The 13,842-nt window shown below is 38.9% G+C and carries 12 protein-coding genes; 3 read left to right on the top strand and 9 right to left on the bottom strand.

Translation table 11 applies throughout. From position 1 onward, the window contains the following. Positions 1–90: 90 nt before the first annotated feature. From rpsO to SJY45_RS08960, 5 genes are all read right to left on the bottom strand, one after another. Positions 91–360 carry a 30S ribosomal protein S15 gene (rpsO, locus tag SJY45_RS08980; protein ID WP_215441286.1) on the bottom strand — a complete coding sequence of 90 codons (270 nt, stop codon included), beginning with the start codon at positions 358–360 and terminating at the stop codon, positions 91–93. Between the two features lie 105 nt (positions 361–465). Continuing rightward, positions 466–951, bottom strand: a complete 486-nt coding sequence (locus SJY45_RS08975) for a hypothetical protein (RefSeq protein WP_400074177.1) — start codon at positions 949–951, stop codon at positions 466–468. Then, positions 948–1,823, bottom strand: coding sequence for an acetyl-CoA carboxylase, carboxyltransferase subunit beta (accD, locus tag SJY45_RS08970; protein ID WP_215441341.1), 876 nt, complete (start codon positions 1,821–1,823; stop codon positions 948–950). The genes SJY45_RS08975 and accD overlap by 4 nt, the downstream gene beginning before the upstream one ends. Positions 1,824–1,856: 33 nt before the next feature. Then, positions 1,857–2,924 (bottom strand): class II fructose-bisphosphate aldolase, encoded by a 1,068-nt coding sequence (fbaA, locus tag SJY45_RS08965; RefSeq protein WP_400074175.1) that lies wholly within the window; start codon positions 2,922–2,924, stop codon positions 1,857–1,859. 208 nt (positions 2,925–3,132) lie between these two features. Next, positions 3,133–5,745 carry a BamA/TamA family outer membrane protein gene (locus SJY45_RS08960; protein WP_400074173.1) on the bottom strand — a complete coding sequence of 871 codons (2,613 nt, stop codon included), beginning with the start codon at positions 5,743–5,745 and terminating at the stop codon, positions 3,133–3,135. A 184-nt stretch (positions 5,746–5,929) separates the two neighbouring features. Between SJY45_RS08960 and SJY45_RS08955 the strand changes: the two genes are divergently transcribed. After that, complete coding sequence (locus tag SJY45_RS08955) at positions 5,930–6,652, top strand: RNA methyltransferase (RefSeq protein ID WP_303406452.1); 723 nt, start codon at positions 5,930–5,932, stop codon at positions 6,650–6,652. 6 nt (positions 6,653–6,658) lie between these two features. Here the strand turns inward: SJY45_RS08955 and SJY45_RS08950 are convergent, their stop codons facing one another. Beyond that, positions 6,659–7,378 carry a porin family protein gene (locus SJY45_RS08950; protein ID WP_215441293.1) on the bottom strand — a complete coding sequence of 240 codons (720 nt, stop codon included), beginning with the start codon at positions 7,376–7,378 and terminating at the stop codon, positions 6,659–6,661. 77 nt (positions 7,379–7,455) lie between these two features. Then, positions 7,456–8,184, bottom strand: coding sequence for a bifunctional demethylmenaquinone methyltransferase/2-methoxy-6-polyprenyl-1,4-benzoquinol methylase UbiE (gene ubiE / locus SJY45_RS08945; protein ID WP_303406454.1), 729 nt, complete (start codon positions 8,182–8,184; stop codon positions 7,456–7,458). A gap of 203 nt (positions 8,185–8,387) precedes the next feature. Here ubiE and trkA point away from each other — a divergent pair, with 203 nt between their 5' ends. Further along, positions 8,388–9,737 carry a Trk system potassium transporter TrkA gene (gene trkA / locus SJY45_RS08940; protein WP_215441296.1) on the top strand — a complete coding sequence of 450 codons (1,350 nt, stop codon included), beginning with the start codon at positions 8,388–8,390 and terminating at the stop codon, positions 9,735–9,737. Further along, on the top strand, positions 9,737–11,227 hold the full coding sequence (locus SJY45_RS08935) for a TrkH family potassium uptake protein (RefSeq protein WP_215441297.1): 1,491 nt from the start codon (positions 9,737–9,739) through the stop codon (positions 11,225–11,227). Before trkA ends, SJY45_RS08935 begins: the two co-directional genes overlap by 1 nt. Before the next feature lie 123 nt (positions 11,228–11,350). On the opposite strand, the gene SJY45_RS08930 is transcribed toward SJY45_RS08935, so the two are convergent. Continuing rightward, positions 11,351–12,559, bottom strand: a complete 1,209-nt coding sequence (locus SJY45_RS08930; protein WP_215441298.1) for a pyridoxal phosphate-dependent aminotransferase — start codon at positions 12,557–12,559, stop codon at positions 11,351–11,353. 94 nt (positions 12,560–12,653) lie between these two features. Next, positions 12,654–13,757 (bottom strand): acyl-CoA desaturase, encoded by a 1,104-nt coding sequence (locus SJY45_RS08925; RefSeq protein ID WP_215441299.1) that lies wholly within the window; start codon positions 13,755–13,757, stop codon positions 12,654–12,656. Positions 13,758–13,842 lie beyond the last annotated feature (85 nt).

Below are 13,842 nucleotides of genomic sequence, written 5' to 3'. Positions count from 1 at the left end.
ACTGGGTGCAGCTTTTTGTAAAAAATCCTAATACTTAGGATGACTAATATATATAAAAAAGGGCTGAAAATTTCAGCCCTTTGTAAATACTTATTTTCTAATACCTAATTCTTTGATAAGCTCACGATACTTTACAATATCATTCTTTATCATATAATCTAGTAGGCTTCTTCTCTTACCTACGAGCTTTACCAATGAACGCTCTGTGTTAAAGTCTTTGTGGTTTTTCTTTAAGTGACCAGTTAGGTGATTGATACGGTGTGTAAACAATGCAATCTGACCTTCAGTAGAACCTGTGTTCTCTGCGCTACCGCCGTATTTCTTAAAGATTTCGGCTTTTACTTCTTTTGTTAAATACATTCCAATATTATTTTAAATGATTTTTATGTATATGACTGATTTTCAGTCAAGCGGCAAATATACAATTATTATTGATAATATTTAAGACAAGGTGCAATATGTTCTTTAAAAAGCACAACCGGTAGGAAGCGGTTCTACTTTTTCTAATTCTTTGGCAAATTCCGAGTCTAGTTGAGCTGGCATAAAGCCATTTTCAACAGAGCCTTTTTGTACGGCAGAAGCATAACCCAAGGTATTGATATGCACACGTACGTAAACCTGAGTGTTCTTTGTTAGGGGTATATTGGTTCCCGAGCGAGAAAAGGGCTGCTCGTCTACATGGCTATGCGCAAGGATTCTCCGGTAAACTAGGTTTCCTTCTAAATCAACAACTTCCCACCAGTCTGCGTATTGCTCGCAACCTGTATCCGGACTTTGTACCGTGGTGTTAAAAGTATAGGAGTTTTCGTTTCCGGTAACCTTAAGTGCAATTACTCCTGCTGTTTCAGATAAAATGCCTGCCGCGTCAGATTCTGCGGCAAGCATTTTTTCCTTATCTGTTGAACAACATAAAAACCAAAATGAAACTAGTGCGTAAACTAAAGGTTTCATGCGGAGGCTTTTTCCTTTCTAATAGGATTGTTCTGAATTAAATCTATATAAAGATTGATTTTCTTTTTCAAGTCCCTTCTATGTGAGATGAAATCTAGAAAGCCATGTTCTTTTACGAACTCTGCAGTCTGGAAACCGTCAGGAAGATCTTTTCCTGTAGCTTCTTTTACAACTCTAGGACCTGCAAAACCAATTAAAGCGCCAGGTTCGGAGATGTTTATGTCTCCTAGCATGGCATAAGATGCTGTTGTACCTCCCGTAGTTGGGTCCGTACAAAGTGATATATAAGGAAGTTTGGCTTCTGCCAATTGCGCTAACTTAGCCGATGTTTTGGCCAATTGCATTAAAGACAGGGCCGCTTCCATCATACGGGCACCACCGGATTTTGAGATCATTACAAAAGGTACCTTTCTTTTTATGGCATAATCTATACCTCGTGCAATTTTCTCACCTACCACACTACCCATAGAACCTCCAATAAAGTTAAAGTCCATACAGCAAATTACAACGTCCTTGCCTAAGGATTTACCAAAACCGGTTCTAACGGCATCGTTAAGTCCGGTTTTTTTCTGTGCGGCCTTCAAGCGTTCAGAATATTTTTTGGTATCCTCAAACTTTAAAGGGTCTTTAGACGTTAATTTGGCGTCCAGTTCCCTGAACTTGTTATCATCAAAAAGTATTTCAAAATACTCTTTACTGCCTATACGAACGTGATAATCGTCTTCAGGACTTACGTAAAAATTTTTGGCAAGTACTTCTGATTCAACAATTTTTCCCGTAGGAGATTTGTACCACAGCCCTTTTGGGGTGTCTTTTTTCTCTTCGGTAGCTGTCTGTATTCCCTTTTCCTTTCTTCTGAACCAAGCCGTCATATCTTCCATAATTAGTTTTGGGGATGCAATTTACTATAAGGTGTTTACATTGTTTAGGTCTTCAAAAGCCTTTTTTAGTCGCTCTATAAAAGATTTTTCACCTTCACGTAACCAAACTCTTGGGTCGTAAAACTTTTTATTTGGCTCGTCAGCTCCTTTTGGGTTACCAATTTGTGATTGAAGATAATCTTTATTGTCTTGAACGTAATCACGTACACCTGCTAAAAATGCATACTGTAAATCAGTATCAATATTCATTTTAATTACGCCGTAGCTAATACCTTCTCTAATTTCTTCAACAGTAGAACCTGAACCTCCGTGAAAAACAAAATCAATATGATTGTGCTCTACTCCATATTTTTCGGAAATGTATTCTTGAGAGTTTTTAAGAATTTTTGGAGTCAGTTTTACGTTACCTGGCTTGTAAACACCGTGAACGTTTCCAAAAGCTGCTGCAATGGTAAACTTTGGGCTTACTTTTGATAGCTCTTCATAAGCATAAGCTACTTCTTCTGGTTGTGTATATAATTTAGAATCATCAACATCTGAATTGTCAACACCATCTTCTTCTCCACCTGTAATACCAAGTTCTATTTCTAACGTCATGTTCATTTTGCTCATGCGCTCTAGGTATCCTTTACAGATTTCAATATTCTCTTCAAGAGGTTCTTCTGAAAGGTCTATCATGTGTGAGCTGAAAAGAGACTTACCGGTTTCGGCAAAGTGCTTTTCACTGGCATCTAAAAGTCCGTCTATCCAAGGCAACAATTTCTTTGCACAGTGGTCTGTGTGAAGAATTACGGTAGCACCATAGGCTTCGGCCAATTGATGAACGTGTTTTGCTCCTGCTACAGCACCAAGAATAGCTGCTTTTTGGCCGTCATTGGATAAGCCTTTACCTGCGTTAAACTGGGCACCTCCGTTTGAAAATTGAATGATTACGGGAGCATTTAGGCTTGCTGCTGTTTCTAGAACACCGTTAATCGTGTCAGAACCAATAACGTTTACTGCTGGAAGGGCAAACCCTTTTTCTTTGGCATAGTTAAAGATTGCTTGTACTTCGTCACCTGTTGCGACACCTGGTTTTATACTGTGAGCCATAATGTTTCTAGTCTATGTTATTTGTAAAAAATGAATAGGACAAATGTAATAAAATAAATAGGTCTAAAAAGATTGGTGTTTATAAGTTTCTCAATTTTACGGCGTAAAATTGTTATAAATTGAAGGGGCTATAACCATTGTTTACGTTAAATCTGACCAAGATGTGATCTTTTTTCTATAGAAGTACATACCGCATTGGTCTGCTCCTTTAGAAAGGATAGTTAATTCCAATTTGCAGTACGGAATTGGCTATATTGTAATCTCTGAACCATCTTTTTGAGATTACTTCCGCAGGATTATAGGTTTTAAATCCTAAGTCTGCACGTAATACAAAATAGGTAAAGTCATAACGAAGGCCAAAACCTGTGCCCAAGGCAATATCTTCTAATGATTTAAGACTTGTAAATGTGGCTTCGGGGTCTTCTACGTTGTCAAAAACATTCCAAATATTGCCGGCATCCGCAAAAAGTGCTCCTTTCAGGTTGCCAATAAGAGGAAATCGGTATTCTAGATTAAGGCCAATTTTCAGGTTAGCTTCATTAAAGTCGTTAATGGCATTGGTTCGCCCCGGTCCAAGAGAATAAGGAGACCATGCTCTAATATCGTTAGCGCCACCAGCAAAGTAACTCCGTACAAACGGAATGTTGTTGGAGTTGCCATACGGAATGGCAATACCAAAAAAGCTACGGAATGCTAAAACGTTGGTCCTAGAAGTGGCCCAATATTTTACATAATCGAATTCCGTTTTTACATATTGACTATAAGGAACGCCGAATACCAGTTGATCCTCATTGTCATTTTCGTTAAACGGAATTATATTGGAAAGTAAGGATAGGACATTGCCGGCACTTTCTAGTTTAAAACGAAACTGGAAGAAGTTGTTGTCCGTCAGGCCTTTTCTGTTGTTTAGGTTAAAACTGTAATTACTGGCAAAAATAAGGTTGTTTTCAGTAAGGCGTTGTCTTCTTTCTTCAATACGGCTTACGGTTTGGAATTCATCCGTAGTAGTTGGTACATCTCCATTAAGAACTGCTTCTGTAAACTCTGTAGTTCCGGAGGGAATACGTAGGCGTGGATTATCCGAGTTCTCTGAAGTTTCAAAATATCGTGTTAGTTCAGGGTAGTCTACCGCATCGTTATAGCTGTCAAAACTATCTGCAACATCATCAAGTTGGTTATATGAATTGCCGTAAACGTTGAAAAAACGGTCTGGGTTAACGTTTCTAACGAACTGTATGTTCAGGAGTTCAACATCATGTTTTATAAAATCCGAGGGAACCCAATTGTATCCTAATACGGTATTGAAAGCCTGCTTATCCAGACCTATATTTTTTTGAAAGCTTGTACCTATGGAAATACGTGTACGGGGCAGGGTGTAACTGGGTATAATTTTATTTGTGTTGATAAAAGGTAGCCAGATTCTAGGGATGTCCAGCGTTAGGTCTGCACCAAACTCTTGTATGTTAAAAAACCTACTATCAATAATGCTGGGGTCGTTTGAGGAGCCAATACTTAATCTACCTGCTAAATTTAGGTTTTCGGCTCCGCCAAAAAGATTTCTTGCCTGTAACGAGGGGCTTAGGGCTAATCCTACCTGCTGAATGTTGGATCTTGTTACTTCAAACGATGTTCCCAATGAGTATTTAGGGCGTGCCGCTAGATAGATGTTGGCATCTAATGTTGCGGAACTGTCTGTTGGGGTAGACGTTATAGTAGGGTACTTAAAAACACCTAGGTTGGTAATCTGTCTGTAGGTACGTGTACGGTCTATATCTTTATAAATACTGTCTTTTTCAAAAAAAACGGCATTGGCCAAGGTCTTAGGTTTAAACCTTAGCTTGTTCCTGTAAAATATAGTGTAGTCTCCGTAGCGTATAAATTTTTGTTCGCTGTCGCGTTCGTCATATAGAAAATCCGTATAAATATTGATTTTATCAAACTTATAAACCTTATACTCAGCACTGGTTACCGCACTGTCTCCTCGTCTTTTAAAATTGTCAATGTTGAGCTCAATGTTCATTTTTTGGTCATTGGCCAATTTGGTGGTATCTGTGGCTATATCATAGGAAATAGAGCTTTCTTGAAAATTATAGATACCGGAATTTCTAAAAATTGTACTTAAACGTTCTCTCTCATTGGCAAATTTAGAGAGGTCAAATTGGTCTCCATCCTTTACGAACGCATCGTCTTTGTTGAGCAGGTAGATAGAATCTATGGCTTTTGATTCTATTTTTCTTGATATGGAATCGATAATAAATGGTTCTCCTAAATCAATTTTATAGGATACGGAAGCTCTTCTTTTCTCTACTAGACTATCGATTTCAAAGCGCGTATTGTTGTTAAAATAGCCTTTACTACCATAATAAGCGCTTAATCTTTCTAAGGTGCGTTTTGTTTTTGTGGTGTCCAGTATAGATGGAGACTCGCCCACTTTTTTAAGCCATTCGCTAAGTCCGCTCACTAGAAAAGATTCCCCAAGGCGGTCAACTTGTTTTTTTGATAGAATGTTGTTTAGCCGTCGTTCTCTTTTTTCGTTTTTATCCAGCCAGGCCTGATATGAAGAATCAGGGTTCTTTTTTGCTAAATTATAAAGGTTAAGGCGCAGAGGGTAGCCAAGAAGGGTGGTGTTGGGCTCTTGAATGATAAGGCTTTCAATATCCTCATCTTTTACTTCTACGCTATCTGCAAAGATTGTATTTTTTTTGAGCAAGAATTCATCTTCGTCAACCCGTTTTAACGTGTTACAAGAGTTGATTACCAGAACTACAAATAATAGGCTTATTTTAGCAGCGGTATTAGTAAAGCGTAACATTTTGCCCATAGAGATCAAAAATACATTGATTTCATTTAAACTTTTTTATTTGAAGCTGAAAATATAAGTTTTTCTAAGGGATGAGTCATTTTAGGCAGTCTTGAGAACTTATTTTTCTAGTACAGCGTGAATATAAGGGGTAAAATAACATTTTTGCACAAATAAAAATCATCGGATAGAAGTATAGATTACTATGGTTTCAAAAAATCAAGTCAAACTTGTAAAAAGTCTACATCAAAAAAAGTACCGAAATCGTCATAATCTTTTCGTTGTCGAAGGTATAAAGGTTGTTCAGGAGTTAGTGCATTCCAGTTTTAAGGTTAATGCCCTCTTTAGTACGGATGTGCATATTGATTTGGGAACCGAGGATGTTATTGAGGTAGTTAGTGAGGCCGATTTAAAAAAAATGAGTGCGCTTACTACTCCCAACAAGATTTTGGGCGTGTTTGAAATACCCGAGACTCAAAGACCTAATTTTGACGACTGGGTGGTGGTTTTGGATGATATTCGTGATCCTGGAAATTTAGGAACTATAATTAGGTTGTGCGATTGGTTTGGAATAGAGCATTTAGTATGTTCTTCCCATACGGTAGATTGTTATAACCCCAAGACCTTACAGGCTACAATGGGTTCCATTTCTCGTGTAAATATTGGGTATACGGATATTTTAAGCTTTTTAAAGGATGCTCCGGTAGATGTCTTTGGTGCCTTTATGGAGGGTGAGAACGTATATGGGGAAGAGTTGCCTAGTTCCGGAATTTTGGTAATGGGTAATGAGGCCAACGGCATTTCCAAGGAAGTGGAAGCTATGGTGACTAAAAAAATTAGTATTCCCCAATTTGGAAGAAGTACTACCGAAAGCCTGAACGTGGCTACGGCTACCGCTATTTTATTGAATGAAATTAGACGGGGTTAGAGATGGTTATTCAAAAGTAAAGTTTATGAACAAGCCTCTGGTTTTCATAGATTCTATGTTTCCTGTCCATGGGCTATTGGGGTCGTTGTCTCTAATGATTTCATCCGTTAGCCCAAAAACACCACGTATGGAAGGGGTGAATTTAAAATATTCCAGATAAAAGTCAATTCCAAAACCGAGCTCGTAATTGTAGGTCCACTTTTTCATTCTAAATGTGCCGCTACTGTTGTCGTCAAGGCTCTTTTCATTACTTCCAAGGTTTAGGGAAGCAGAAGGCCCGGCTACTAAAAATGGTTTAAAATTGCCAAAACGGCGCATTCCTACTTTTAGCAGAACAGGAAAATTAATGTAGGTAGATTTTACTTCGGTAATGGCATCGCGTTCTCCTTCTTCCGTAGCGGTAAAGCCAGGAAAACCTAAAGTACGTGCGTTATAATACAGGCCTGGTTCAAAACGTACATCAAGAAATTCATTTAAACGCAGCTCGCCAATAAGACCTACATTAAAGCCCGTTGACTCCAAAACTTGGATATCCGTGCCTTGGTTGCCACGATCTTGTTTGTAATCAAATTTAAACCCATATCTATTAAAGCCCAGAAAATATCCGTAGTTCAGAAGTTTTTTATCCTTGTTCTCAATATTAAGAACGGGGTTGGAGTTAAATTGGGCATTCGCCGGTAGGGATAGGAATAAAATACCTCCCAAAAGCAAAAAAAATCTTTTCATTCAAAAAAATATTATCCGTTCGCTTTTCTGGTCAAAAAAGTAGAACCGCTATTTTTACTGGCCTTTCGGCTGCGAAATTATTTTGTAGCAACATATATAGATGCAACCCCAAATGTTTGGGGCTTGTTCTCTACCTCTATAAACCCGATTTTCCGTAAAATATTGTTGAAGGCATTTCCGTGGGGGAAAACAGAAGCAGATTCACTTAAATAGGTGTAGGCAGATTTATCCTTTGAAAACAATTTTCCAATAGCAGGTAACATATATTTTATATAGAGATTGTAACCCTGTTTAAAAGGTGTTTTGGTAGGAACGGAAGTCTCCAGAACAACAAAAGTACCGCCCGGAGCGAGCACTCTGTGTATTTCAGCAAGGCCTTTTTCCAATGTCTCAAAATTACGAACGCCAAAAGCTACGGTAATGGCATCAAAACTACCGGTTTCAAAAGGTAGGTTCTCACTATCGCCCACAACCATTTCAATGGTGTTGTCCAAACTTTTCTGTGCTACTTTCTTTTTGCCAACCTCTAGCATTCCCGGAGAAATGTCTAGCCCTACTATCTTTTTGGCCCCTGTTTCAACTAAATTTATGGCTAAATCGCCTGTTCCTGTGGCTATATCCAAGATGGAGTTGGGCTTTTTGGCCGTTAAAATGGCAACCACCCGTTTACGCCATTTAATATCTATTCCAAACGAAATTACACGGTTTAGGCCATCGTAGTTTTCCGATATATTATCGAACATTTGGGTAACTTGGTCTTTCTTGCCAAGTTCAGAATCTTTGTAGGGTGTAACCTTTTTGGCCATAATGGGCAATTTTTTGGGCAAAGATACAATATCGTTTCAAGTAAACCTTCAAGCCAACAAATGAATGAAAGTGCATTTTATCGCCATTTTAAATAGGCAACCAAAATATTATGTAATTTTGCGCAGCAAAATATAAACAGCCATGTAGTTTTTACATTCATAAAGGGTTTATAAACTGCAGACCCGAATTAAGTTGCTGATAAATGAAAATTATAATCGCAGGTGCTGGTGAAGTTGGTTTTCACTTGGCTAAACTGCTATCTTACGAATCCCAGGATATTACACTCATTGATACTAGAAAGGAGAGTTTGGCCTATGCCGATACTCACTTGGATATTCGCGTGTTGCGTGGTGATGCTACTTCTATTTCAGTTTTGAGGGATGCAGATGTGCAAAATTCCAGATTGGTAATTGGGGTTACGTCTTCAGAAACAACCAATATTACTTTGTGTATGTTGGCAAAGCAATTGGGATGTAAAAGAACCATTGCCAGGATTTCAAATACGGAATTCATAGAAAATCAAGAAGATATTAATTTTGCTAATCTTGGTATAGATGAATTGATATCTCCAGAAGAATTGGCTGCAACGGAAATACAACTTTTGTTAAATAAATCGGCCTTTAACGATACTTATGAATTTGAGGAGGGTAAACTAATTATGGTGGGTGTTTCCTTACCTGCTTCCGCGCCTTTTGTAGGGAAAATGGTAAAAGAAGCGGCAAGGGTCTTTCCGGAACTCAACTTTATGCCAATAGCCTTACAGCGAACCGGAACCCAGTATACGGTGGTGCCTAGGGGTGATACCGTTTTTAAACATGGTGATCAAGTCTATTTTATTACCACTAAGGAAGGGGTTGAGCAGTTGTACAAACTTACCGGCAAAAAGAAAGAATCCATTAGAAATGTAATGATTCTTGGTGGGAGTAAAGTAGGGTTTAAAGCGGCTCGTGACCTTTGTGTAAGCAAGTTTAACGTAAAGTTGATAGAGAAGGACAAAGAAAAAGCCTTTGACCTAGCAGATGACCTGCCCAATGCCCTTGTAATAAATGGCGATGGTAGAAACGTTGAATTGTTGGAGGAAGAAAGTCTGGAATCTATGGATGCCTTTATTGCAGTTACCGGAAATTCAGAAACTAATATCATGTCCTGCTTGGTGGCAAAGTCCAAGCATATCAAGAAAACCATTGCTATGGTTGAAAATATGGACTATTTTCAGTTATCGCATTCCATTGGTATAGATACCTTAATAAACAAAAAACTACTTGCCGCCAATAATATATTTAGACACATCCGTAAAGGTGAGGTAGTGGCGTTAATGCGTTTGAACAACCTGAACGCAGAAATCCTAGAGTTTGTGGTTAAGCCCAATTCAAGGGTGACGGGTAGTGTTATTCGTGAACTTAAGTTTCCCAGAGCGGCTACCATTGGCGGGGTCATTCGCGGAGAGGAAGGAATTATTGCCTTAGGGGGATTTGAAATTCAAGCGGGAGACCGCGTTGTAGTTTGTTGTTTGCCAGAGGCTATTCCTAAAATAGAACGATTGTTTCTTTAATGCAGTTAAACTCAAAAATAATATTTCATATCATGGGGCTGCTGTTGTTGTGCAACGGGGGCTTTATGTTATTGGCGGCTTTGGTAAGTGGCATCTATGATGATGGTGCAACTTTAAGTATTGCGCTTGCGGCTATTACAACCATGTTCGTAGGTACTTTTGCTATGTTCTATACTAGGGGGCATAAGAAAGAAGTAAAGCGAAGAGAAGGGTATATTATTGTTACTTTTGGCTGGTTGGTGATGTCTTTTTCCGGTATGCTGCCTTATTTGTTTTCAGGTGAAATACCTACCGTTACCAATGCCTTTTTTGAGACGGTTTCCGGCTATACCACCACCGGGGCTTCAATTTTAGATGATATAGAGGTTCTACCGGAAGGTTTGTTGTTCTGGCGTAGTCTTACCCATTGGATAGGAGGTATGGGGATTATAGTTTTGGCTATTGCAATCTTGCCTTTGTTGGGTATTGGAGGAATGCAGTTGTTTGCGGCTGAAGCACCTGGGCCCAGTGCCGATAAGTTACATCCCCGAATTACGGATACCGCAAAGCGACTTTGGTTAATCTATGTAGGGTATACTTTAGCGGAAACCGTGCTTTTGAAATTGGCCGGTATGAGCTTTTTTGATGCCATTAACCATTCTTTAGCTACTTTGTCTACAGGTGGTTTCTCTACTAAGAACTTAAGTGTGGCCTATTGGAATGACCAACCTCTTATACAGTATATTATAATCTTATTTATGTTTCTTGCTGGAAGTAACTTTGTACTTAGTTATTTTGCTTTTAAGGGTAAGGTACAGCGTGTGTTACAGGATGAGGAGTTTAGGTATTACGGTGGTTTTGTTATTGTGTTTACGATAATTGCGGCACTAGTGGTTTATTTGAAAGCCGAAGTGCCGGTAACCGAGTACCATCCTATGGTTCTGGGAAGTGGGGAAAGTGCTTTTAGACATACCTTGTTTCAGGTAATTTCCGTGATAACTACTACAGGTTTTGTCTCGGCCGATTTTACAAGTTGGACTCCTTTCTTAACCGTTTTCTTTTTTGGTTTGATGTTTCTGGGCGGTTCTGCCGGTTCTACTTCGGGAGGGATAAAAGTAATGCGCCATATTCTTATTATTAAGAACGGATTGTTGGAGTTTAAGCGAACATTGCATCCTAATGGAATAATTCCTGTACGGTACAATAATAAAACGGTAAAGGAGCAAATTGTATATAACATCATTGCTTTTTTCGTGCTCTATATGTTGTTGTTCATCATAGGAGCTTTAGTGTTGGGTGCTATGGGTATTGATTTTGTGACGGCCATTGGTGGTTCTGCATCTTCTCTGGGGAATGTGGGTCCAGCTTTTGGGGGATTATACCCGCTAAGTAATTTTAACGGTCTGCCGGATGCTGCAAAATGGTGGTGCGGCTTTCTTATGTTAGCAGGTAGGCTAGAGCTTTTTACGGTTCTTATTCTACTGACGCCTTATTTCTGGAAACGTACTTAGTTAAATGATAAGTCCTTTGTTACGGAAGCTATAGGTTAAATATCTTTCGGCTTAAAGGGTAAGACATAAAAAACCCCGTTAATAGTTGCTATTAACGGGGTTTTAAAATTATTTAAGTTACTTCTATTGAAGTGCTTTTTTAATTCTAGAAATAGCCTCTCTAATTTCGCTCTCCGCGGCAGCGTAAGAAATACGAATACAGTTGCCGTTTCCAAAGGCATCTCCGGTAACAGTAGCTACATTTGCATATTCCAAAAGGTACATGGCAAAATCCGAAGCGTTGTTAATGGTAACACCGTTTAAGGTTTTTCCAAAATAGGCGGTAACATCAGGGTAAACATAAAATGCTCCGTCAGGTTCGTTACATTTAAATCCTTCTATACCGTTCAATAGCTCTAGGATAATAGCCCTACGCTCCTTAAACTCGTCTACCATATATTTTATGCGGTCTGGAGACTCAACCAATGCGGTAATAACGGCACGCTGTGCAATACAGTTGGCACCACTAGTAACTTGGCCTTGTAGCTTGTTGCAGGCACGGGCTATGTAGGTAGGACCTCCAATGTAACCAATACGCCATCCGGTCATCGCAAATGCTTTTGCAACTCCGTTTACGGTAACCGTACGGTCAAACATATCTTCAAAAGCGGCCATAGAGGCATGCTTGGTTACTCCGTAGTTAATGTGTTCGTATATCTCATCACTAACGACTATGATTTGTGGGTGTTTCTGTAAAACATCCGCCAATGCGCGTAACTCTTCTTTGCTATAGATAGAACCGCTTGGGTTACAAGGAGAGCTGTACCAAAGCATTTTGGTCTTAGGTGTAATAGCAGCTTCTAATTGCTCGGGCGTCATTTTAAAGTCGCTCTCTATGCTTGTAGCAACTTCAACAGGAACACCGTCCGCTAATTTTACAATATCACTATAACTTACCCAGTAAGGACAAGGTAGAATAACTTCGTCACCTTCATTTAGAACCACCTGTGCAATGTTGTACAAAGCTTGCTTGGCTCCTGTAGATACTACAATTTGAGAAGGTTCGTAGCTAATACCGTTATCTCTCTTGAATTTGGTGATAATAGCATCTTTTAAGTCTACATATCCGTCTACAGGTGTATAGGAATTATAGTCTTGGTTTATGGCGTTTACGGCGGCTTCCTTGATGTAATCAGGAGTGTTAAAATCAGGCTCGCCCAAACTTAAACCGATTATATCTTTTCCCGCAGCACGTAATTCGCGCGCTTTAGCGGCCATTTCCAAAGTAGCCGAAGGTGTAAGGCTATTGATACGGTCAGAAAGTTGATTTTTTGTGGCAGTTGATGGTGTCATAATAAAACTAAGGTTTGTACACGAAGCAAATTAAATAACTCATAGACCGTTACTCTCTAAATTACTTGTGCTAATAAAGTTTCTTAAATTACGTTTATTGCAGGTTCAAGGCAGGTCTTTTACCCAGTTCCTTTAAATGTTTAAAGTGCGAAATTATAGCTTTTCGGGTAGTTTCATACTCGTGGTAAGGCAAATTAAACTCCTTTGCCGTTTCTTTCACAATTTCTGCAATTTTTGTGTAATGTACATGGCTAATATTTGGGAAAATGTGATGCTCTACTTGATGGTTCAATCCACCTGTAAACCAATTTACAATCCTATTTTTAGTGCCAAAATTTACCGTAGTGAATAACTGGTGTATGGCCCATGTGTTTTTCATCGTACCCGTTTCATCAGGTAATGGGGTGTCTGCATCATCAACTATATGTGCCAATTGAAATACTACACTTAAAATAACACCGGCAACGTAGTGCATGATAAAGAAGCCAATAAGTATTTTCCACCAAGCCATATCAACAAAAATAAGGGGTAGAACAATCCATATAGTTATGTAAAGTATTTTTGTAATTACCAAAGTACTCCAATTTACGACCGGATTAGGTAATTTACCGTATGAAAGCTTTCGTTTCATGTAGCGGTACATCTGTTGAAAATCTGTAGTTATGGCCCAGTTAAAAGTTAAAAGCCCATACAGGAAAACAGAATAAAAGTGTTGAAATTTATGATGCTTTTGCCATTCTGCATGTTTGGAGAAACGTAGAATACGTCCTGCTTCCATATCTTCATCATGCTCATGAATATTGGTATAGGTATGGTGCAGCACGTTATGTTGCACTTGCCAGTTATAGACATTTCCCGCTAGGATGTATATACTACTTCCCATAAGTTTGTTCACCCATTTTTTATTGGAATAGGCACCATGGTTTCCGTCATGCATTACGTTCATGCCAACACCGGCCATACCAACCCCCATAACAATAGTAAGGAGAAGATTGGCCCAAGTAGGCAAACCTAAGGTTAGTATCAGGAAATAGGGAGTTAGGAAAATGGCGAACATAATTACCGTTTTAAGGTGCAAGCGCCAGTTGCCTGTCTTTTTTATCTTGTTCTCCTTAAAATAATCGTTGACCCGCTTGTTCAAGGTTCTAAAGAACTGTGCGGAATCTTTTCTGGAGAATCGTACTGTTTTTTGGTCCATATGAATAATATTATTGATAGATATCGTAGAAATGTAAAGCTTTAATTATCGATAAAATATTATTTCATCGATGAATATAGTAGTT

The organism is Zobellia russellii (assembly GCF_044597075.1).
GTDB lineage: Bacteria > Bacteroidota > Bacteroidia > Flavobacteriales > Flavobacteriaceae > Zobellia > Zobellia russellii.
Note: the sequence above shows the minus strand (reverse complement) of the source record. Positions and strands in the feature narration are given on the sequence as shown.